Origin of the sequence: Methyloversatilis discipulorum, assembly GCF_000385375.1 — a bacterium.
Classification (GTDB): Bacteria; Pseudomonadota; Gammaproteobacteria; order Burkholderiales; family Rhodocyclaceae; genus Methyloversatilis; species Methyloversatilis discipulorum_A.
Window position 1 is genome coordinate 3,384,017 of sequence record NZ_ARVV01000001.1, and the last position, 20,477, is coordinate 3,404,493.

A 20,477-nucleotide genomic window follows, 5' to 3' on the forward strand; every position below is an offset into this window, starting at 1 on the left:
GCCTCGTGCGATGACGATCAACAGGGGATGCAGCAAAGGGACGCGCGGCGAGATGCCGCGGCGGGTCAGGCGGGGAGTTTGCCGAGCTTGCGACGAGCGGCGTCGAGACGCTCTTTTTCGGCCTTCTGGCGGGCTTCGACGTCCACCAGCTTGATGATGATGAGCGACACGTTGTCGCCGGTCGGGCGACCGCGTTCGCGGGCGCGCTTGATGAACACCTCGGCCGCCTCGCGCGCCGAATACACCGACAGCACGCCGCCCATTTCCTCGTCGGAAAAATACGCCCACAGACCGTCGGAACAGATGACGAAGGTGTCGCCATCGGACAGCGTGTCGGTGCCGCCGAAATCGATCACCGGTTCCTTCTGCGCGCCGAGGCAGTGCAGAAGCAGGTTGCGCTGCGGGTGCGTCTTGGCGCCCTCTTCGTCGAGGCGCCCCTGACGCATCAGTTCGCCGACCAGCGAATGGTCCTTGCTGCAACTGACCAGCTTGTCGTCGCGGAAATGGTAGATGCGCGAATCGCCGCAATGCGCCCAGTCGGCGCGGCCACCGTTCATCAGCAGCACGCAGGCGGTGGAATGCGGATCCTGCTCGGACGTGAAGCGGGTGAGCTTGATGACGACGTGCGATTCCTCGACCACGCTGCGCAACAGCTCCTGCGGCGACTCGATCGCCGGAGCGAAGCTCTCGAAATTCTCGCGCGCCTTATGTACGACCTGCTCGGCCGCCATCGCGCCACCGCTGTGGCCGCCCATGCCGTCGGCGAGCACGGCCATCAGCATTCCCTTGTGGCGGGAATGCGGAAACACCGCTGCGCGATCCTGCTGTTCCTTGCGATCGCCGATGTGCTGCGCGACGCAGCTGTCTAGTTTGAGCGCCATGAAGCTTTCCGGATACCTGTAGCCGATTCTAGCTTCTCAACAGCACACGCTCGTGTAAGCAGCTGTTCATGTCTGCAAGCACAGGTGCAATTTCACGATTCTTCACACCGAGAAGCTCACGTGCTGTTCGTTGATCTCGTCGATGTACTCGTCGAGCGCACTCGCGTGTATGCCCAGTTCTTCGAGCACTTCGCCCGAACGCATGCTCCAGATCGGATCCGGCAGGCCCTTATTGCGCAGATAGATGTGCGTGGCCAGCGCGACGATGCCTATCGTGCTGCGCAGGCCGTAGGTGTCGTCCTCCGGCATTTCGTGGTGATAGCGGATGGCCTGCACGATCAGTTCCGGCAGCCCCCAGTTGCGGGCGACCCAGTAGCCGACCGTCGCGTGATCGAGACGGTAGCGGACGTTCTCCATCCCGGTATCGACCCAGTAGGACTCCTCGTCCAGATTCAGCGTCTTCCAGTAGTCGGCGTAGCGCAGCATCAGCAGGGGAACGCCGCAGTCGTGGAACATGGCGGCCAGATACGCTTGATCGGGAAACACGTTGCAGACCGCGACGCGTTCGCCGGCGATCTGCGAGGCCAGGCTGGCAATCGTTTCGCAGCGTTGCCAGAAGCGCTCCATCTGCGGCCCCGGACCGCCTGCCGCCTGTCGGATCGAAATGCCGCGCACCAGATTGATGGTCTGGTTCAGGCCGACCAGCATCAGCACCTGTTCCGCATTGGCGGGCGCACGTCCGCGCCGGTAGGCGGGCGAGCGACATACCTTGAACAGCGCAGCAAGCACCCCCGGATCGCGCGAAATGCTGTCGGCCAGGAAGGCAACCTCGAAATCCGGGTTGCGCATCAGGTTCTCGATTTCCTGCAGCAGTCGGGGCTTGGGGGGAAGAAGGACGGCGGACGATTCGAGTACTGCATCGATGACTTCGGGTGCGGGTACGGCTGCATGCTGCATGGCGGGCTCACTCGGAACTGTATTGCGGGCTGCGAGCATTAACGGCCGCTGCCGACAGTACTTGAGCAAGAAAATGCAACGGATCCGCGGCAAGCGGACCCGGGCCGGTTGCCGCTTCAGGCGCCCCAGGGTCTGTTGCAATTGAATCGCGGGCCGCGCGCGATTCCCGATGCGTCCAGATCAAGGCGGGCCGACGCCGGCTGACTGGCCGTCAGGCCAGGAGGCCCCACGCGGAGCTGGGCGCAACGGGGCTCGCGTCCTTCGGGTTTGCAGCGTGCGAGGCAAGGACCGCGTTGCGCTCTTTGTCGAGACGGCCAGTCTCGACTTCGTCGCACGCCGTGCACGTGCCTCGCAGCTGCAAACGCGGCCCGCGATTCAATAAACAGACCCTAGGTGAGCGCCTGATCGAGCCACTCTATCCAGTGGCGCACCGGCGTCGCGGTCCCAGTCTGCAGGTGGGCAATGCAGCCGACGTTGGCACTGGCGATGCCGGCCGGCTGTTCGGCCTGCAACGAGCGCAGCTTGTTGTCGCGCAAGGTCGTCGCGAGCGCCGGCTGCAGCAGCGAATAGCTGCCGGCCGAACCGCAGCACAGATGACTGTCGGCGACCGGCTTCAGGTCGTAGCCGGCGGCGCGCAGCAGCGCTTCGGCGTGTCCGCGCACCTGCTGACCGTGCTGCAGCGAACAGGGCGGGTGGTAGGCAAGAGGACGACGCCCGGTGCCACCGGCGGCGAACAGCCCTTCGATCTGTACGCGCTCCGCGGCCAGGATTTCCGACAGGTCGCGGGTCATCGCCGCCACCTTCGCCGCGCGCTCGGCGTAAAGCGGGTCATCGGCCAGCAGGTGGCCGTACTCGCGCACCGTGCTGCCGCAGCCGGAGGCCGTCATCACGATGGCTTCGACGTCGCCGCGCTCGATCGCCGGCCACCAGGCGTCGATCAGCGCACGCATATCCTGACGACCGCCGTCCTGGTCGTTGAGGTGGAAACGCAGCGCGCCGCAGCAGCCGGCGCGCGCGATCTCGACCAGCGAAATGCCGAGCAGATCGAGCACGCGCGCTGCCGCGGCGTTCACGTCCGGCATCAGCGCGGGCTGCACGCAGCCGGCCAGCACCAGCATGCGGCGCTGATGGCGCACCGGCGGCCAGGCGCCGGCGCTGCGCGCGTCGGCCACCTTGGCGGCGAGCGGCGCCGGCAGCAGCGGCTTGGCGAGCCGACCGAGCGCCAGCGCGGTGTTGAACACCGCCGGGCGCGACAGCCCTTCGCGCAGCAGCCAGCGCTTCGCGCGCTGCGCCAGCGGGCGCTTTGCACGCCGCTCGGCCACCGCGCGACCGATATCGACCAGTTCGCTGTAGCGCACCCCGGACGGACAGGTCGATTCGCAGTTGCGGCAGGTGAGGCAGCGGTCGAGGTGAGGCAGCACGGTGTCGGCAGGCACCTCGCCTTCGAGCATCTGCTTCATCAGATAGATGCGACCACGCGGACCGTCGAGCTCGTCGCCCAGCAGCTGGTAGGTAGGACAGGTGGCGTTGCAGAAACCGCAGTGCACGCACTTGCGCAGCAGGGTGTCCGCGGCGTCGCCTTCGGGGGTGTTGCGGATGAAATCGGCCAGTCCGGTCTGCATCAGTCGGCGCTCACAGTTCAGCGTACAGGCGTCCGGGGCTGAACACGCCGGACGGGTCGAAAGCCTGCTTCAGGCGGCGATGCACCGCCATCACTTCAGGCGCCAGCGGCTCGAACACGTCGCGTTCCCGATCGACGGCCCGGCCGCCGCGGAACAGCGTCGCGTGACCGCCGACGGCGTTTACCGCATGACGCAGCGCGTCGGCGTCGACATCGCTGCGCAGCCAGCGCTGCATGCCGTTCCACTCGATCAGGCGGGCGCCGTCGAGCGGCAGTACCGGCGTCATCGGCGGCAGCGACAGACGCCACAGCGGTGTGTCACCGGCGAAGAAATCGTGCGTCTGTTCGCGCATCGACTGCCACAGCGCAGCAGCCTCGGCCGCATCGAGCAGGTCGCCGCCGATGTTGCGCACGGCCGCGTCGAGCGCGGTCTGCGCGCCGGACAGTCGCACCGCCAGCCGGCCATCCAGCCAGGCCGTGGCTGACACCGGCAGTGGCTGGGCGCCCCACTCGCGCATGCGGGTCAGCGCCTGCGCCTCGTCGAGCGCGAACACGCGGGTCTGTTCCGCCTGCGGCCGCGGCAGCACCTTCAGCGTCACCTCGAGCACCAGGCCCAGCGTGCCGAAGCTGCCAGCGATCAGGCGCGATACGTCGAAGCCGGCGACGTTCTTCATCACCTGCCCGCCGAAGCGCAGCACGCGGCCCTGGCCGTCCATCAAAGTGACGCCGAGCACGAAGTCGCGCAGGCTGCCGGCACTGATGCGGCGCGGCCCGGACAGTCCGCTGGCGACGGCGCCGCCCAGCGTGGCGTGGGCACCGAAGTGCGGCGCCTCGAACGCCAGCATCTGGCCGTGTTCGGCCAGCAGGCTTTCGATGGCCGACAGCCGAGTGCCGGCGTGCGCGGTGATGTAGAGCTCGGACGGTTCGTAGGCGATAACGCCCTGGGCACCGCGCATGTCCAGCGGCATGCCGTCGAGCGAGCGGGCGAGGAAGTCCTTGGAGCCGCTGCCATGCGGGCGCAGCGCGCGACCGTGCGCGGCGGCCTCCAGCACCTGCTCGCGCAGCACTGCATGAAGAGTGTGGGTCATGGTCAGAAACGCGGCAGTTCGGGATGCGGCAGCTCGCCGTGATGCACGTGCATGCGGCCCATTTCGGCGCAGCGGTGCAGCGTCGGCACCGCCTTGCCCGGATTCATCAGGCCGGCCGGGTCGAAGGCGGCCTTCACGCGGTGGAACATGTCGAGTTCGTCGGAAGCGAACTGGCTGCACATCTGGTTGATCTTCTCCAGCCCCACGCCGTGCTCGCCGGTGATGGTGCCGCCCAGCGCCACCGACAGTTCGAGGATTTCGACGCCGAAGGCTTCGGCGCGGTGCACCGAATCCGGGTCGTTCGAATCGAACAGGATGAGTGGGTGCAGGTTGCCGTCGCCGGCATGGAACACGTTGAGCAGGCCCAGGCCGTACTTCTTCGCCATGACCTCCATCGCCTCAAGCATTTCGGCCAGCCGCTTGCGCGGAATGGTGCCATCCATGCAGTAGTAGTCGGGCGAGATGCGCCCGGCCGCCGGGAAGGCCGCCTTGCGGCCGGCCCAGAAGCGCAGCCGTTCCGCTTCGTCGCTGGAGATGCGGATTTCCGTCGCGCCCGCGGTGTCGAGCAGCGCACGGACGCGGGCGATCTCGTCCTGCACCTCCTCCTCGGTGCCGTCGGACTCGCACAGCAGGATGGCCGCCGCGTTCAGCGGGTAACCGGCGTGCACGAACTGCTCGACCGCGGCGGCGGTAGCCTGGTCCATCATTTCCAGCCCGGCCGGGATGATGCCGGCGGCGATGATGTCGGCCACCGCCTGACCGGCGCGGCGGATGTCGTCGAATGCAGCCAGCACGCAGCGTGCGACGCGCGGCTTGGGTACCAGTTTCACGGTCACTTCGGTGACGACGCCGAGCAGACCTTCCGAACCGATGGTGACCGCCAGCAGGTCGTAACCGGGGCTGTCCGGCGCGGCGCTGCCGATTTCCATCACTTCGCCCGCCATCGTCACCATGCGCACACGCAGCACGTTGTGCACGGTCAGTCCGTACTTCAGGCAATGCACGCCGCCCGAGTTCTCGGCCACATTGCCGCCGATGCTGCAGGCGATCTGCGACGACGGGTCGGGCGCGTAGTAGAGACCGTAGGGCGCCGCCGCCTCCGACACCGCGAGATTGCGCACGCCCGGCTGCACGACGGCCTGCTGGGCGAGGCGGTCGACCGACACGATGCGGTTCAGCCGCGCCGTCGACAGCACCACACCCTGCTTGTGCGGCGTCGCTCCGCCCGACAGGCCGGTACCGGCGCCGCGCGGCACCACCGGCACGCCCAGACGGTGACAGGTGCGCAGCACCGCGATCACCTGCGCTTCGGTGGTCGGCAGCGCGACCGCCAATGGCATCTCGCGCATCAGCATCAGGCCGTCGCATTCATAGGCGCGCAGACGGCCGAGGTCGGTGATCAGACAGTCCTCCGGCAGCACGCGGGCCAGTTCAGCGATCAGGGCCGGGCGGTCGGTACTTCCGGGTGGCGGAACAGCGGTGGCTTCGTGGGCCTGTGGCAGAGCGCTCATGGCGGCTTCCGGTGGGGCAGAGAGACAGGCGGCAGATGATACCCGCAGTGCCCCGGCGGCGCCTCCTGCAGCGCGGGATCGCTGTCCGTGGAAGTCACCTCTGCTCGTAATGCGGCGTCGGAAACCGCGCCGGCTCCCGATACAGGCCGCTGGCGGGGTCAGAAGACCCCTCCCACAAGACCCCGGCTCGCGACTGCGCTTCCGGAGGCGGCAAAAGAAACGGCGCCCGCAGGCGCCGTTTCCGGGGAGAGCCGAGGTCGTTCAGACCTTCTTTTCGACGTAGATGGCGCGGAAGTCGTTTACGTTGGTCAGCGTCGGGCCGGTCACGATGAGGTCGTCGATGCCGAGGAAGAAACCGTAGGCGTCGTGCTGGTCCAGCATCGTGCGGGCGTCGATGCCGGCGGCGCGGGCGCGGGCCAGCGTGTCGTCGGTGACGATGGCGCCGGCGTTGTCCTCGCTGCCGTCGATGCCGTCGGTGTCGCCGGACACCGCGTGGATGCCTTTCATGCCGTCCAGCGCGATCGCCAGCGACAGCAGGAATTCGGAATTGCGGCCGCCGCGCGGCTTCTGGCCCGGCTTGATCTGACCCAGAGTGACCGTAGTTTCACCGCCCGACAGCAGCACGCAGGGCGGTTGGACCGGCGTGCCATTGATCGCGCAGGCCTTGGCGATGCCGGCCAGCACCTTGCCCGCGTCGCTCGATTCGCCTTCGATCATGTCGCCCAGCACCAGCGGGGTCACGCCGTGCGCGCGCGCCACTTCGGCGGCCGCCAGCAGCGAGGCCTGGGCAGTGGAAATGACCCGGGTTTCGCAGCGCGCCAGTCGCGGATCGTCGGCCTTCGGCGTTTCCGATTCCGGCTTCGCCAGCCAGGCCATCACGGCCGCCGGCACTTCGATGTTGTAGCGGCGGATGATGGCCAGCGCGTCCTCGCGCGTGGTGGTGTCCGGCACCGTCGGACCGGAGGCGACCACGGCCGGGTCGTCGCCCGGCACGTCGGAAATGACCAGCGTGAACACGCGCGCCGGATAGGCGGCCTGCGCCAGCCGGCCGCCCTTCATCGACGACAGGTGCTTGCGCACGCAATTCATTTCCTGGATGGCGGCGCCGCTGGCCAGCAGCGCGCGATTCACCGCCTGCTTGTCCTCCAGCGTCAGGCCTTCGGCCGGCGCCGACAGCAGCGCCGAGCCACCGCCGGAGATCAGGGCGATCACCAGATCGTCTTCGCTCAGGCCCTGCACCTTGTCGAGAATGCGCTTCGCAGCCTGCTGACCGGCCGCATCCGGCACCGGGTGCGACGCCTCGACCACCTCGATGCGCTGGCACGGCGCGCCGTGGCCGTAGCGGGTGACCACCAGGCCGGACAGGTCGCCCGACCAGTTCTTCTCGACCGCCAGCGCCATCGACGCCGCGGCCTTGCCAGCGCCGACGACGATGGTGCGGCCCTTGGGCGGCGGCGGCAGATTGGCCGGCACGCACAGATCGGGATTGGCAGCGTCGAACGCCGCCTGGAACAGCTTGTTCAGGAAATCTTTCGGTTCGGGGGTACTCACGGCAACTCCGTCTGTTCTGTTCATTTGCGGGGGATGTGTGGTCTGCGTGTATGTGCATGAACCGCGCAGCGCTGCCGGGTGATGGCCGCCCGCATATCCGGCTGTCGCGGGGTGGGCGCCAGCATGGGATGATGTGCAATTCTAGCGTGCGCCGGCCTTATATTTGCGCGCACTTATAATCAATACCTCTTATCCAAGTCATCACACGCCATGGGTCATCGACTATCCAAGATTGCCACCCGCACCGGCGACGGCGGCGAAACCGGCCTCGGCGACGGCACCCGGGTTTCCAAATCCAGTGCGCGGATACACGCGCTCGGCGACGTCGACGAACTGAACAGCGCTATCGGCGTGCTGCTGTGCGAGGACATGCCGGCCGATCTGTCGGCGCTGCTGACCGAAATCCAGCACGATCTGTTCGACCTCGGTGGCGAACTGGCCATCCCCGGCTACCACCTGATCAAGACCGAACAGGTGGCGCGCCTCGATGCCGAACTGGAACGCTTGAACGCCGAGCTGACGCCGCTGAAGGAATTCATCCTGCCCGGCGGCACCCGCGCGGCAGCCCACGCCCACCTCGCCCGCACCATCTGCCGTCGCGCCGAACGCGCGGTGATCGCTGCGGCCGCCGAAGGCAAGGTGTCGGAGGCGAGCCGGCAGTATCTGAACCGCCTGTCCGACCTGCTGTTCGTGCTCGGCCGCACCTACAACCGGCTGGCCGGCTGCGGCGACGTGCTGTGGCAGCGCGGCCGCGCCCACGACGGCGCAACGGACTGAAGGGATGGCCGCGGACACGTCCGCGACCGAGCACTGCCCGTGACCAGCACTCCCGACGCGCCGATAGGCGTATTCGACTCCGGCCTCGGCGGCCTGTCGGTGCTGCGCCATGCGCGCGCGGCGCTGCCGGCCGAGGATTTCCTGTACGTCGCCGATTCCGGCTTCGCCCCCTATGGCGAGCGCAGCGCCGACTGGATACGCGCACGCAGCGCCGAGTTGGGCGAATTCCTGATCGCACGCGGCGCCAAGGCGCTGTTGATCGCCTGCAACACGGCCACCGCGGCGGCCGCGCAGGCGCTGCGCGAGCGCTGGCCGGCGCTCCCCATCATCGGCATGGAACCGGCGGTCAAACCGGCGGTGGCGGCGACGAAGACCGGCACGGTCGGCGTGCTGGCCACCACCGGCACGCTGGCCAGCAGTCGCTTCGCGGCACTGCTCGACACCTTCGGCCGCGACATCCACGTGGTGACCCGTCCGGGCAGCGGTCTGGTGGAAGCGGTCGAGCGCGGCGACTTCGACACGCCGGCCACGCGTGCGCTGGTGGCCTCGCACGTCGAACCGCTGATCGCCGAGGGCGCCGACGTGATCGTGCTCGGCTGCACCCATTACCCCTTCCTGCGCCCGCTGATCGAACAGTCGGCCGGGCCCTCGGTACGCGTGATCGACACCGGAGATGCGGTCGCCCGCCAGCTCGCGCGCGCGCTCGGCCGGGCCGGTCTGCTGCGCAGCGGCCACCACGGCGGCGAACGTTTCTGGAGCAGCGCGCCGCCAACGCAACGCAACGCTGCGCTGCAGCGGCTGTGGGGGCAGGACGCGACGGTCGAACCGCTGACCGGCTGATCAGCGCAGGATGAGGACGGTGACGACCACCCAGCCCGCCATCGCGACGATCAGGTGGACATCGCGGAACAGGTCGTGCGACGGATCGCCGCCGCCGCCCTGCCGATGCAGCAGATAGAGGTAGCGAAACAGGCCGTACAGCACGAAGGGCAACGTGTAGATCAGGTCGCCGGTGCCGTGGGTGCGCACCGTGTCCTCATCCACCGTGTACAGCGCGTAGGCCACGACGGCGCAGGCGCCGCTGATGGTGATGAACTGGTCGAGCAGTGCGGCCGAATACTGGTCCAGCACCTTGCGGTGGGCGCCGCCGCCCTCCTCCATCAGCATCATTTCGGCGCGCCGCTTGGCGAAGCCGAGGAAAAGCGTCAGCAGCAGGCCACACATCAGCAGCCAGTTCGACGGCGGGATGCCGAGGCCGGTCGTGCCGGCCAGCAGGCGCAGCATGAAACCGGCGCTGATCAGGAACACGTCGAGCACGACCACGCGTTTCAGGCCGTAGCTGTAGCCGAGGTTGATCAGCCCGTAGATGCACAGCAGCCACACCAGCATTTCGCCAACCTGCCAGGCCAGCGCGAGCGAACTGGCGGACAGCGCCCCCATCAGCAGCACCGCTACCGAGGGTGACAGCGCGCCGGACGCCAGCGGACGCCGCCGCTTGACCGGGTGCAATCGGTCCTGCGCGACGTCGCGGAAGTCGTTCAGCGCGTACACGGCACTGGACATCAGGCAGAAGGCGGCGAAGGCCAGCAGCGCCGACTGCACCATGGCTGCCTGATGCCAGGCGTGACCAAACAGCAGGCCGAAGAACACGAAGCCGTTCTTCACCCACTGCTTCGGACGCATCAGCTGCAGGGCGGCGACGATCATCGCGGTCTCAGTTGAAATAGCGTTCCTCGAAATAGCAGCCGCAGTCCGGCAGCCATTTCGGTATTGCGTACCACAGGCGGCGCGCCGGCTCCAGCACGCCTGCATGGTAGGCCGCGTAGTCGAACCCGTGGCCGCGGATGCGCCAGAAGGTGGCACCCCGCACCTGCAGCGTGTCCTCGCTCACCTCGCGGAAATAGGGCGTGTAGTCGGCGAGGTCCGGCTTCTCCTTGCTCAGGATCAGGATGTCGCGGCCGGCCAGCGCGCGGAAGTCGGTCAGCACGTCGTCGTGCCGCGCATGGCTGGACGCCGGGCCGAACACCGGCCAGTAGCGGCCGTGGTTGTAGCCCAGCGTGACCGAGGGCGAATAGCCGTCGGTCATCAACACGTAGCGGTCGACGTCGCTGCCCAGCGCGGCGATCACCTCGTCCGCCTTCACTGTCTGCACGACGCCGGCGTACTTGCGCGGCCCCAGCCGCTGCGCCCAGCTATCGACCGGCTGCGTCGCCACCGCGACCACACCGGCCACGTGCAGCAGCGCCAGTACCGCGGTGATGTTGCGGGTACGACGCAGCATGCCGTCGGGTACTGCGCGCGCATACATCAGGAAGGCCAGCGGCACGAAGGAGAACACCCAGTGCAGGCCTATGGTCTTGACCAGCGACAGCAGACCGAACACCGCCAGCGGCACGACCACCAGCGCCGGCAGCGCGGCCTGGCGCATCCAGGCGCCGGGCGCACGCAGCAGGCGCCACGCCACCATAGGCGTCAGCAGCCACAGCATCATGCCGGCGTACAGCAGCGGCGTCTTCCACGACAGCCCGGCACCGCCGTGTCGATTGAACACGTTGAACATGACGTTGGCCCAGCAGTGCTGGCTGTTCCACCACGCGTTGTACAGACCCGCCGGCAGCGCGCACAGCACGAGCAGCGCCAGCCCCTTCCACTTCCACGCCGCGGGGCGCCACAGCGCCCACACGATGTAGGCCAGTCCTAGCAGCACGGCGAAGTACTTGGACAGGAAGGCGCCGCCGAGCAGCAGACCGGCCAGTGCGAAAGCCGGCATCGACCGTGTGCGCTGCGCGTGCAGGAACACCAGCGCCGAGGCAACGCTGAAATACACCAGCGGGATGTCGGTCGTGATCAGCACGTCGAGCACGCTGGCCGGCGCCAGCAGCATCAGCGTCGCCGCGCCCCAGCGTGTGGCGGCGGCATCGTCGCGCAGAAAGCCGAGCAGCATGAAGGACAACAGCGCCGGCTGCAGGATGGCCGGCAGACGCAGCCACCACTCGGCTTCCGACACCGATATCAGCGCCGCCAGCCACCAGCCCACCATGGGCGGATGGTCGTAGAAGCCGCCAGCCGGAATCTTGCCCCACCAGTAGAAGTAGGCTTCGTCGCCGGTAAAGGGCAGCACCGCGCCCAGCCAGCCGCGGAAAACCAGCGTCAGCAGCAGGCTGATGAAATAGAAACGGCGCCAGCTGGAAGCCGGCGCCGTAGCGAACAGCGTATTCACCGATCAGTCGCGGTCGGCGAGCGCACGGCGACGCGCGCGCACGGCTTCGGCCAGGATGTCGAGCAGTTCGACGCTCTTTTCCCAGCCCAGGCAGGCGTCGGTGATGCTCATGCCGTATTCCGGCTCCTTGCCGGCGACCAGATCCTGACGGCCTTCCTTCAGATGCGATTCGACCATGACGCCGAAGATGCGGTCCTCGCCGCAGGCCATCTGCGCCGCGACGTCGCGCGCGACGTCCATCTGCAGCGCGCACTGCTTGCGGCTGTTGGCGTGCGAGAAGTCGATCATCACCTTGGCCGGCACGCCGGCGGCGGCCAGTTCGCGGCACACCTTCTCAACCGCCTCGGCATCGTAGTTCGGCTCCTTGCCGCCGCGCAGGATGACGTGGCAGTCCTCGTTGCCGGCGGTCGACACGATGGCCGAGTGGCCGGCCTTGGTGACCGACAGGAACACGTGCGGCGACTGCGCCGACTTGATCGCGTCGGAGGCGATGCGCACGTTGCCGTCGGTGCCGTTCTTGAAACCGACCGGGCAGGACAGGCCGGACGCCAGTTCGCGGTGCACCTGGCTTTCCGTCGTGCGCGCGCCGATGGCACCCCAGGCCACCAGGTCGGCCGTGTACTGCGGCGTGATGGTGTCGAGGAATTCGGTGCCCGCGGGCAGGCCCTGCTCGTTCACTTCCAGCAGGATGCGGCGCGCCAGGCGCAGGCCGTCGTTGATCTTGAAGCTGTTGTCCAGATAGGGGTCGTTGATCAGCCCCTTCCAGCCCACCGTGGTACGCGGCTTCTCGAAATAGACGCGCATGACGATTTCGAGGTCGGCCGAAAGACGCTCGCGCTGCGCTTTCAGCAGCTTCGCGTATTCCATGCCGGCCTTGTAGTCGTGGATCGAGCACGGGCCGATCACCACCAGCAGGCGGTCGTCGGCGCCGCGCAGGATGCGGTGGATGGCCTGACGCGCGGCAAACGTCGTTTCGGACGCCACATCGCTGGCCGGCAGTTCGCGCAGCACGTGCGCGGGCGGCAGAAGTTCGCGGATTTCCTTGATGCGGACGTCGTCGGTGATCTTGTGCATGGGAGCGTTCATGGCTACGTTGTTCGGTACCGCGCCGGCAGGTGTGCCGTTGCAAAGCGGTGGATTCTAACCCGGCGCGGGGTTTCCTTCGTTCAAGCGCATCCTGGCCGGCTCAGTTGCGGCGCTCGCGCCACAGCAGGTGGACCGCAAAATAGCCGATCACCGAGGCGCTGCAGGCCATGATGAACAGCCCGGTCACCAGCGGCAGGCCGGCTGCGCTGAGCCAGATCCAGAAACCTTCGAGCCAGCCGGTCGCCAGTTCACCGATCTTTTCCGCACTCTGTTCGATCTGCTGCGATTCGCGGACCGACGCCGGCTTGGCGAGCACGAAGCTGCCCAGTTCGTAGGCCGCCCAGTAGATCGGCGGAAAGGTGAAGGGGTTGGTGATCAGCGTGCAGCCGGCGCTGATGGCGATGTGGGCACGCAGGAAGAGCGCGGTGGCGATGGCAAACAGGAACTGGGCGAACGGAATCATCAGCCCGAAGAACAGGCCGATCGACACCGCCTTCGCGACGCTGTGGCGGTTGGCGTGCCACAGTCTGTCGTCGCGCAGGTGATGGGCGAACGGCGCGACGACGCGGGAGGCGAGGATCTGCTCGCGCGTCGGGAACCAGCGTCTCAACCAGGTAGGCATGCTGCAACTGACCGTCAGGCCGTGCCTCCGACGGTGAGCCCGTCGATGCGCAGCGTCGGCTGACCGACACCGACCGGCACACTCTGACCTTCCTTGCCGCAGGTGCCGACACCGCTGTCCAGCGCCATGTCATTGCCTATCATCGACACCCGTGTCAGCGCATCCGGCCCGTTGCCGATCAGCGTCGCGCCCTTGACCGGATAGGTCACGCGGCCGTTCTCGATCATGTACACCTCGGCACCCGAGAACACGAACTTGCCGCTGGTGATATCCACCTGGCCGCCACCGAAATTGACCGCGTACAGGCCTTTCTTGACCGAACGGATGATCTCTTCCGGCTCGCGGTCGCCATTGAGCATGTAGGTATTGGTCATGCGCGGCATCGGCAGATGGGCGAAGCTTTCGCGCCGGCCATTGCCGGTCGGCGCCACGCCCATCAGGCGGGCGTTCAGGCTGTCCTGCATGTAGCCGACCAGGATGCCGTCCTCGATCAGCGTGGTGCAGCGGGTCGGGTTGCCCTCGTCGTCCACGGTCAGCGAACCGCGGCGGTTGGGCAGCGTCCCGTCATCGACCACGGTGACGCCGCGCGACGCGACCTGCTGGCCGATGCGGCCGGCGAAGGCGGAACTGCCCTTGCGGTTGAAGTCGCCTTCCAGGCCGTGGCCGATCGCCTCGTGCAGCAGGATGCCGGGCCAGCCCGGGCCGAGCACCACGCTCATCGTGCCGGCCGGTGCGGGGCGGGCGTCGAGATTGACCCGTGCCTGATGCACCGCCTTTGCCGCGTAGTCGCGCAGCACCGCGTCGCTGAAGTAGCCGTAGTCGAAGCGGCCACCGCCGCCACTGGAGCCCTGCTCGCGGCGATCGCCGTCCTGCATGATGACGGTGACCGACACCCGCACCAGCGGGCGCACGTCGGCCGCCATGTGACCGTCGCTGCGCATCACCATCACCACCTCGTGCGTGCCGGCGATGTGTGCCATCACCTGGGTGACGCGGCTGTCCTCGGCGCGGGCGTAGCTTTCGAGCCGTTCGAGCAGCTTCACCTTGTCGGTGTCGCTGAGCGAGGCGTGCGGATTGCGCGACGAATACAGCGGCACCGGCGACGCCGAGGTGACCGTGCGTGCGCTCAGGCTCTGCCCCTGCGAGGCGATCGCGCGGGTTGCGCGGGCGGCCGCTTCGAGCGCCGGCAGGCTGATTTCGTCGGAATAGGCGAAGGCCGTCTTCTCGCCCTGGATCGCGCGTACGCCGACGCCCTGTTCGATATTGAAGCTGCCGGACTTGACGATGCCCTCCTCCAGGCTCCAGGCCTCGCTGCACTGGTGCTGGAAGTAGAGATCGGCGTAGTCGATGCGGTGGCCGCCGAGCAGACCGAACACGCGGTCGAGTTCGCCGCGGTCGAGATCGAAGGGGGCGAGCAGCGTGGCACGCGCGGTGCCCATCAGGTCGGCGCCGGTGAGCGCAGTCGGTTCGCGGGTCGTGACGGTGGAGCCGGTGGTCATGAATGCATCAGTCCTGGTTCAGTTGCGCGCCGGACGCCCGAGGCGTTCGGCGATGGCGTCCTCTTCCTGGCGCGGGAAGAAGTACTTGTACATCGATTTCTCTTCCTTCAGATCACGCCAGCGGCCGCCCAGTTCATCGACACGGCTGCGATAAAGCTCGCGCGTCAGCCGCAGCAGGATGGCCGGCGCGCCGACGCGCTTGCACATGCGCTCCTCGGCGGCCGGGACGAAATCGAGATATTTCTCGTAGAAGGCGCGATGGCGCGGGTTTACCTCGATCAGCACGTCGTCGCAGTCCTGGATGCGGAAGGCGTAGATGCACATCAGGTGGAACAGCGTGCCCATCAGCCGCTTCGAGCGCACCGACTGCTCGACCGCGAACTTGCCGAACTCGCACACCTTGCGACCTTCGTCGCGCAGCGCGTGCATCACGTCCGGATAGGTTTCGTCGGCCGACAGGCCGGTGTCGGAGTCGAGATTGACCGTGATGGTGCCGTAGATGTGGCCGTCGAACTCGGCTACAAGGGTGATGCGGTTCGGCGCCTCGTCGATCTGCTTCTTCGTGTGATAGCCGCGCCACGAGTACATCTTCTCGATCAGCAGGCTGGTGCCCTCGCGCTTCTCGTTGTCGCTGCTCAGCAGGCGCACGCGGAACTTGTCCTTCTGCTGCGCCATTTCGCGCGTACCAGGAATGTCCTCCTGCTCGATGCACATCGAGCGCAGCCGTTCGACGTCCATGACCGTCACTTCCGCCAGCGTGTGCGGAAATTTCGACGGATTCCGAGTGGTCTGGTCATTCATGCGGGGAGACCTCAACAAGCGATGCGCCGGTGGCCCAAAGCAGGAAGATTCTGCCTTATTTCAACAAGATAGTCCGAATCCAGATCACCTATGACCACGCCCGGACCACGCGCCAGGCGATTGATCACATTGCCCCACGGATCGATCAGCATCGAGTCACCCCAGGTGCGCCGGCCGGACGGGTGCACGCCGCCCTGCGCCGCCGCCAGCACGTAACACTGATTCTCGACCGCGCGCGCACGCAGCAGAAGCTCCCAGTGGGCCCGGCCGGTGGTTTCGGTGAAAGCGGCACCGAGCACCAGCAGCTTCATGTCACCGAGCGCGCGGAAATACTCCGGAAAGCGCAGGTCGTAGCAGATCGACAGGCCGACCCGGCCGAAAGGGGTCTCGATCGACACCGGCTGATGGCCGGCTTCGATCGTCCGCGCCTCGTCGTAATTCTCGGTGCCGCGGGTGAAGGCGAACAGATGGACCTTGTCGTAACGGGCCACCTGGCTGCCGTCCGGGCCGTAGGCGAGGCAGGTGTTGCGGACCTTGTTCGCGGCATCCGCCACCAGCGGCACCGAGCCGCCGATCAGCCAGATGCCGTGCCGGCGCGCGCAGTCGGCGAGGAAACGCTGGATCGGGCCTTCGCCCTCTGATTCGCGTATGCCTATCTTGTCCGCTTCGTCGCCGGAAATCAGCGGAAAGTACTCCGGCAGCGCCACCAGCTGCGCGCCCTGACGCGCCGCCTCGGCAATCCAGTGCCCCGCTTCCTGCAGGTTGTCCGCCACCACCGGGCCGGACACCATCTGCACGGCAGCAACGCGGGTCTTGGTCGTAGTGTTCATGACGCACCTTTCAATCGGATGACAGGCTCATTCGGCCGCCGGCGCCGTCGACAGCTTGGCCACCAGCGGATCCTCCCACGAGCCGGTGACGGCGTAGCGGAACGAGAATATCTGGCCGAGCGGATCCTTCAGCACCTTCTGCGCCAGATAGGTCGCCACCCCGACCGCCGGATTGGCGATCAGCGCGCCGACCGACACGCTGTCGCTCAGCGCCGGCTGGACGTTCACCGTCAGGTTCTGGGTTTCGGCAGCGATGTTGGCACTGCCGCTGATCTGCACGCGCGCGGCCGGCCCGGCCAGTTCGAGATTGTCGGTGTTCATGATGCCACGCTCGACCGCCACCGTTCCTTCGATGCGATCGAAGGCGAAGCCCTCGCTGAACACGTCGCGGAAGTCCAGCGTGATGCGCCGTGGCAGCGACTGCAGGCTGAGGATGCCGAGCAGGCGACCGGCGCCCGGATTGATCTTGCTGAACTGGCCGTTGCTCGCCTTCAGCTCGAACGATCCGGACAGCGACGGGTAGTCGATCGACAGCGGACTGCCCTGCCAGCGCAGCATGCCCTTCATGCCGGCCGTACCGCGGCGCAACGCGCCGGCGTGACCGAGGCGGTCGAGCAGCTTTCCAGCGTCCTCGCTGTCGATGACGAAATCGAGCCGCGTCTCGCGCGTGCCGCGCAAGCCGGCCAGCGCGCGGCCCCAGGCGCCGCTGGCGACGAAGCTGCCCTCGGGCATGGTCAGCGCCAGCCGGTTGATCAGCCAGGCGCGGCGCTCGTTGCTGGCCTGCAGTTCGAGCCGGCCGAGGTTGCGGCCGTCGAGCACGAAGCGCTCGGCCTCGATGTCCAGCGCCGGCAGTTCGTCCAGTTCCTCGTCCGGCTCGACGCTGCTGACCTGGGCGCCCGCCTCGTCCGCCGTGTCGATGCGCAGCTGATCGAAGCGCGCTTTCACCTGACCCTTGCCCTGCGCGTTCCAGCTCACGCGACCGCGCGCCTGGGTGCTGGCAAGATCGATGTCCCACACCTCGCCACGGCGCGTCGCATCGATCTTCACCGCCTCCAGCCAGTGCCCGGACAGGCGCAGATTCTTCGCGTCGAGCTTCACCCGCGACACCGGCAACGCGTCACCCGTCGTGCCGCCGGCAGACGTCGGCGCGGCAAAGGCGCGGCGCAGCGCGTCGAGATCGACGGTCTCGGTGCTCAGCGCCAGCGCGAGGCCCTGATCGGGAAGAGCGGGCATCTGCGGCAGGCCGACCGCGCCACGCTCCAGCACCCAGCCGGCCGGCGTCGAGCGACGCACGAGGTCGGCGCTGCCGAGCCGGCCGGCGTCGATGTGCAGCAGTTCGCGTTCGGCACCGAGCGCCGGCAGGCCGCGCCGTGCCGCTTCGCGCGCATCGAGCGTGCCAAGGCGCTCGACCTTGAGCGCCAGCGCTTCGCCGACCGACTTGCCGAAGGGCGCCGGCAGCGTCGAGGCGACCTGCGACAGATCGGCGTCCAGAACCATGTCGGTGCCGTTGCGGCGCACGCCCAGCCGCGCCTGCCAGCCGGCGACGCCGGACAGCGCCGCCATCCACGGCTGGCCGAACTGGGCGCGCAGCGCGTCCATCGAGGCGCGGCCGCGCACGTCTACATTGACCGTGCCACCGCCGCCGGAGCCGACATCCAGCGTCATCGGAAAGCCGAGCACGCTGGCCTGGGCGCCGCGGATGGACAGCGAGCTGTCGGTAAAGGCCACCTTGCCCGACGCGTCGGTCAGCGGCGGCAGCGTGCTGTCCAGCACGAGCTTGTTGGCGGTGAAACTGTATTCGCCCTCGACCTTGGTGTCCTTCGAATGGCGCAGCGGGATGGTGAGTGCGATCGCCAGCTTGCCGTTGCCTTCGGCACGCATGGTCGAGGTGAAGCCGTCGATGCGTTCGGCCACCGGGCTGGCGTCGATGTAGCGCAGGAAATCTGCGGTCGCACCGCTGGTCGAGCCTTTCACCAGCAGCAGTTCCTCGGCCGCGTCGAGATCGGGAATCTCGGCCGTGGTCGGGCCCAGCTTGGTGTTCATGATGCGGCCGTCACGCGAGGTGATGAGCATGCGCGGCCCCTCGAACAGCACATCGGCGCGCAGGCCGGTCAGCGGCGGCCAGCTGGGACCGAAATCGACGGTCACGTCCTCGGCCTTCACCTTCACCTGGAAGATGCCGGGCTGGCCACGGTCGAACGGGAAATCATCGAGCCGGCCGCGCAACTTCAGCGTCGCCTCCGGCGCGCGCCCCGCGGTCAGCGCAGTGCGCAGCCAGTCGCGCGTGTCGGGTCCGATGTCGAGCGGCAGATAGCGCCACACCGCCCGCGCGTCGCCGTCGAGCAGCTTGGCTTCGATGTCGATCTCGCCGGCCGTGTTACCCGCCGTGCGGTAGCGCCCGCGCGCCTGACCGTGTACGTCGTCGTTGCGGAAGGCGAGCGATTCGATCACCACCTCGGTTTCGCCGTCGCTGCGCGACCAGCCGGCGCGTGCCTTGAACTGTGAGAACGGGATTTCCGGCTGCGGGAACACCGCCGGCAGGTCGAGCACCAGCTCCGGCGCGTCGATCTGCACGCTGCCGCGCACGTCGCTGCCCTCGATGCGGCCACTCAGCCCGCTGACCCCGGGCAGTGCGCCGTCCGCGCGCAGACCGACCCGGTCCAGCCGCGCGCTGACGCGGAAGGCGGTCGGCGCCGACAGCGGGCCGGTCCACCCACCGTCGAGTTCATGCACGACGCCCTGCGCCGCGTGACGCAGCAGCCGGTCGCGCACCGGGTCCGGCAGCGGAAGGTAGGCCGACAGCCGGGTCAGCGCGTCGAGATCGAGCGCGCTGGCCGACACCTCGCCACGCTCCACTTCATTGCCGGCCGCCGCCTGCCAGCGCAGATCGACGCTGGTCGGCGGGACGCGCAGTCCGTCGCGGGTCGCCAGCTGCAACTGACGGGCCGAGGCGACGACGCGCTCCTGGCTCAGTTGTTCGGCGCTGACGCGGCCGGACAGGCTGACCAGATCGAGCAGCGGCAGATCGGGCGCCAGGCGCAGCCGCACGTCGGCCAGCGCCAGTTCGCCAGTCCCCTCGGCCAGCCGGGCGCCGTCGAAACGCGTCCATGCACGCGCCGCACCACGCCCCTGCGACAGTTCGAGCGGGTAATCGACCCAGGTCTGCCAGACCGCCATATCGGCGCCTTCGAGCGACACGAACAGTTCGCCCGACGCGCTGCGCCAGTCCTCGCGGTCGGGCAGCGTCACGTCGCCGCGGATGTCCAGTCGCTGTGCCAGCTCGCTCGGCGGCCGTGCCGACAGGCCGAAGCGATGGTCGCGCCCGGAATTGTCGAGGCGGAAATCGACCTGGGTGAGCTGCAGCGGCGGCGCCGTCTCGCGCAGCGCGTCGTCCCACTCCAGCCGCGCGCCCCGGATATTGATCTGACCCTGCGACAGCAGCCAGCGCATGAAGCCGCCCCGCTCGCCGTCCTGTCTTATCTCCAGACCGGCGACGAAGAAGCGTCCGTCCGCTTCGCGGCGTATCCAGAGATCGGGGCCGTTGATGTCGAGCCGGTGCAGATGCAGTTCGCCGCGCACCAGCGACGAAAAGCCGAGCGCCGCTTCGACCTGTTCCAGCCGCAGCGCCGGCTGGCCGGCTTCGTCGAGCAGGGTCAGACCGCGCAGCGACAGCTGCGGATGCAGACCGCTCCAGTCGGCACTCAGGCTGTCGATGCGCACCTGGCGCTGCAGTGCGTCGCCGAGCGACTGTTCGATGCGTGCGCGGTGCTGATCCACCTCGGGCAGCACCCAGTGGCGAGCGACCAGCACGATGCAGGCGACGACGACGTAGGCGATCAGCGCCGCGTCGAACAGCCGCCCGGCGATGCGACGCCACATGGAGCGGGCCGCCGCCGCGCGGACGGTGGCGACCGCGGCGGCGAGTTCAGCGTGGGCGGAGTCGGACAAGATTTGCGGGCAGTCAAACCGGCGATGACTGCATTTATGGAACGATGCGGGAGTTTACCCGCAACGCAGGCGCTGTCGCGCTTTG

General features: G+C 67.9%; 16 protein-coding genes. 2 read left to right on the forward strand and 14 right to left on the reverse strand.

All coding sequences use genetic code 11. The features are described from left to right. Positions 1 to 65: 65 nt before the first annotated feature. The 6 genes from METRZ18153_RS0115795 to METRZ18153_RS0115820 all read right to left on the reverse strand — a co-directional run bounded on the left by METRZ18153_RS0115795 (position 66) and on the right by METRZ18153_RS0115820 (position 7,609). The gene (locus METRZ18153_RS0115795; protein WP_020165641.1) at positions 66 to 881 is read right to left on the reverse strand and encodes a PP2C family protein-serine/threonine phosphatase; all 816 of its coding nucleotides are present in this window, start codon (positions 879 to 881) and stop codon (positions 66 to 68) included. Positions 882 to 983: 102 nt separating this feature from the next. After that, positions 984 to 1,838, reverse strand: coding sequence for an HDOD domain-containing protein (locus tag METRZ18153_RS0115800; RefSeq protein WP_020165642.1), 855 nt, complete (start codon positions 1,836 to 1,838; stop codon positions 984 to 986). Between the two features lie 389 nt (positions 1,839 to 2,227). After that, positions 2,228 to 3,460 carry a glycolate oxidase subunit GlcF gene (glcF, locus tag METRZ18153_RS0115805; RefSeq protein ID WP_020165643.1) on the reverse strand — a complete coding sequence of 411 codons (1,233 nt, stop codon included), beginning with the start codon at positions 3,458 to 3,460 and terminating at the stop codon, positions 2,228 to 2,230. A gap of 10 nt (positions 3,461 to 3,470) precedes the next feature. Next, positions 3,471 to 4,547, reverse strand: coding sequence for a glycolate oxidase subunit GlcE (gene glcE / locus METRZ18153_RS0115810; RefSeq protein ID WP_029143816.1), 1,077 nt, complete (start codon positions 4,545 to 4,547; stop codon positions 3,471 to 3,473). A 2-nt stretch (positions 4,548 to 4,549) separates the two neighbouring features. Continuing rightward, entirely contained in the window at positions 4,550 to 6,058 is a 1,509-nt protein-coding gene (locus METRZ18153_RS0115815) for an FAD-linked oxidase C-terminal domain-containing protein (protein WP_020165645.1), read from the reverse strand. Between the two features lie 261 nt (positions 6,059 to 6,319). Further along, a complete protein-coding gene (locus METRZ18153_RS0115820) occupies positions 6,320 to 7,609 on the reverse strand; it encodes a glycerate kinase type-2 family protein (RefSeq protein ID WP_020165646.1) in 1,290 nt (429 codons plus the stop codon). 210 nt (positions 7,610 to 7,819) lie between these two features. On the opposite strand from METRZ18153_RS0115820, the gene METRZ18153_RS0115825 reads away from it, so the two are divergent. Continuing rightward, positions 7,820 to 8,386: a cob(I)yrinic acid a,c-diamide adenosyltransferase gene (locus tag METRZ18153_RS0115825; protein ID WP_020165647.1), complete on the forward strand. Its 567-nt coding sequence runs from the start codon at positions 7,820 to 7,822 to the stop codon at positions 8,384 to 8,386. Between the two features lie 39 nt (positions 8,387 to 8,425). After that, a complete protein-coding gene (gene murI, locus METRZ18153_RS0115830) occupies positions 8,426 to 9,226 on the forward strand; it encodes a glutamate racemase (protein ID WP_020165648.1) in 801 nt (266 codons plus the stop codon). Here murI and METRZ18153_RS0115835 read toward each other — a convergent pair whose 3' ends face one another. From METRZ18153_RS0115835 to METRZ18153_RS0115870, 8 genes are all read right to left on the reverse strand, one after another. Beyond that, complete coding sequence (locus METRZ18153_RS0115835; RefSeq protein ID WP_020165649.1) at positions 9,227 to 10,093, reverse strand: decaprenyl-phosphate phosphoribosyltransferase; 867 nt, start codon at positions 10,091 to 10,093, stop codon at positions 9,227 to 9,229. A 7-nt stretch (positions 10,094 to 10,100) separates the two neighbouring features. Continuing rightward, positions 10,101 to 11,606, reverse strand: a complete 1,506-nt coding sequence (locus METRZ18153_RS0115840; RefSeq protein ID WP_020165650.1) for an ArnT family glycosyltransferase — start codon at positions 11,604 to 11,606, stop codon at positions 10,101 to 10,103. Positions 11,607 to 11,609: 3 nt separating this feature from the next. Next, positions 11,610 to 12,680, reverse strand: coding sequence for a 3-deoxy-7-phosphoheptulonate synthase AroG (gene aroG / locus METRZ18153_RS0115845; protein WP_020165651.1), 1,071 nt, complete (start codon positions 12,678 to 12,680; stop codon positions 11,610 to 11,612). Positions 12,681 to 12,792: 112 nt separating this feature from the next. Then, on the reverse strand, positions 12,793 to 13,314 hold the full coding sequence (locus tag METRZ18153_RS0115850) for a DUF2062 domain-containing protein (protein ID WP_029143818.1): 522 nt from the start codon (positions 13,312 to 13,314) through the stop codon (positions 12,793 to 12,795). Between the two features lie 14 nt (positions 13,315 to 13,328). Further along, positions 13,329 to 14,813: a metalloprotease TldD gene (gene tldD / locus METRZ18153_RS0115855; protein WP_020165653.1), complete on the reverse strand. Its 1,485-nt coding sequence runs from the start codon at positions 14,811 to 14,813 to the stop codon at positions 13,329 to 13,331. A gap of 18 nt (positions 14,814 to 14,831) precedes the next feature. Further along, a complete protein-coding gene (locus tag METRZ18153_RS0115860) occupies positions 14,832 to 15,614 on the reverse strand; it encodes a GNAT family N-acetyltransferase (RefSeq protein ID WP_020165654.1) in 783 nt (260 codons plus the stop codon). 11 nt (positions 15,615 to 15,625) lie between these two features. Then, positions 15,626 to 16,444 (reverse strand): carbon-nitrogen hydrolase family protein, encoded by an 819-nt coding sequence (locus tag METRZ18153_RS0115865; protein ID WP_020165655.1) that lies wholly within the window; start codon positions 16,442 to 16,444, stop codon positions 15,626 to 15,628. A gap of 27 nt (positions 16,445 to 16,471) precedes the next feature. Beyond that, a complete protein-coding gene (locus METRZ18153_RS0115870; RefSeq protein ID WP_020165656.1) occupies positions 16,472 to 20,392 on the reverse strand; it encodes a YhdP family protein in 3,921 nt (1,306 codons plus the stop codon). Positions 20,393 to 20,477 lie beyond the last annotated feature (85 nt).

What these genes read in the sequence shown, in the direction of transcription:
- METRZ18153_RS0115800 (WP_020165642.1), bottom strand. Translation starts at nt 1,838, where the DNA reads ATGCAGCATGCAGCCGTACCCGCACCCGAAGTCATCGATGCAGTACTC.
- METRZ18153_RS0115860 (WP_020165654.1), bottom strand. Translation starts at nt 15,614, where the DNA reads ATGAATGACCAGACCACTCGGAATCCGTCGAAATTTCCGCACACGCTG.
- METRZ18153_RS0115815 (WP_020165645.1), bottom strand. Translation starts at nt 6,058, where the DNA reads ATGAGCGCTCTGCCACAGGCCCACGAAGCCACCGCTGTTCCGCCACCC.
- glcE (WP_029143816.1), bottom strand. Translation starts at nt 4,547, where the DNA reads ATGACCCACACTCTTCATGCAGTGCTGCGCGAGCAGGTGCTGGAGGCC.
- METRZ18153_RS0115850 (WP_029143818.1), bottom strand. Translation starts at nt 13,314, where the DNA reads ATGCCTACCTGGTTGAGACGCTGGTTCCCGACGCGCGAGCAGATCCTC.
- METRZ18153_RS0115835 (WP_020165649.1), bottom strand. Translation starts at nt 10,093, where the DNA reads ATGATCGTCGCCGCCCTGCAGCTGATGCGTCCGAAGCAGTGGGTGAAG.
- aroG (WP_020165651.1), bottom strand. Translation starts at nt 12,680, where the DNA reads ATGCACAAGATCACCGACGACGTCCGCATCAAGGAAATCCGCGAACTT.
- tldD (WP_020165653.1), bottom strand. Translation starts at nt 14,813, where the DNA reads ATGACCACCGGCTCCACCGTCACGACCCGCGAACCGACTGCGCTCACC.
- METRZ18153_RS0115865 (WP_020165655.1), bottom strand. Translation starts at nt 16,444, where the DNA reads ATGAACACTACGACCAAGACCCGCGTTGCTGCCGTGCAGATGGTGTCC.
- glcF (WP_020165643.1), bottom strand. Translation starts at nt 3,460, where the DNA reads ATGCAGACCGGACTGGCCGATTTCATCCGCAACACCCCCGAAGGCGAC.
- METRZ18153_RS0115825 (WP_020165647.1), top strand. Translation starts at nt 7,820, where the DNA reads ATGGGTCATCGACTATCCAAGATTGCCACCCGCACCGGCGACGGCGGC.
- METRZ18153_RS0115795 (WP_020165641.1), bottom strand. Translation starts at nt 881, where the DNA reads ATGGCGCTCAAACTAGACAGCTGCGTCGCGCAGCACATCGGCGATCGC.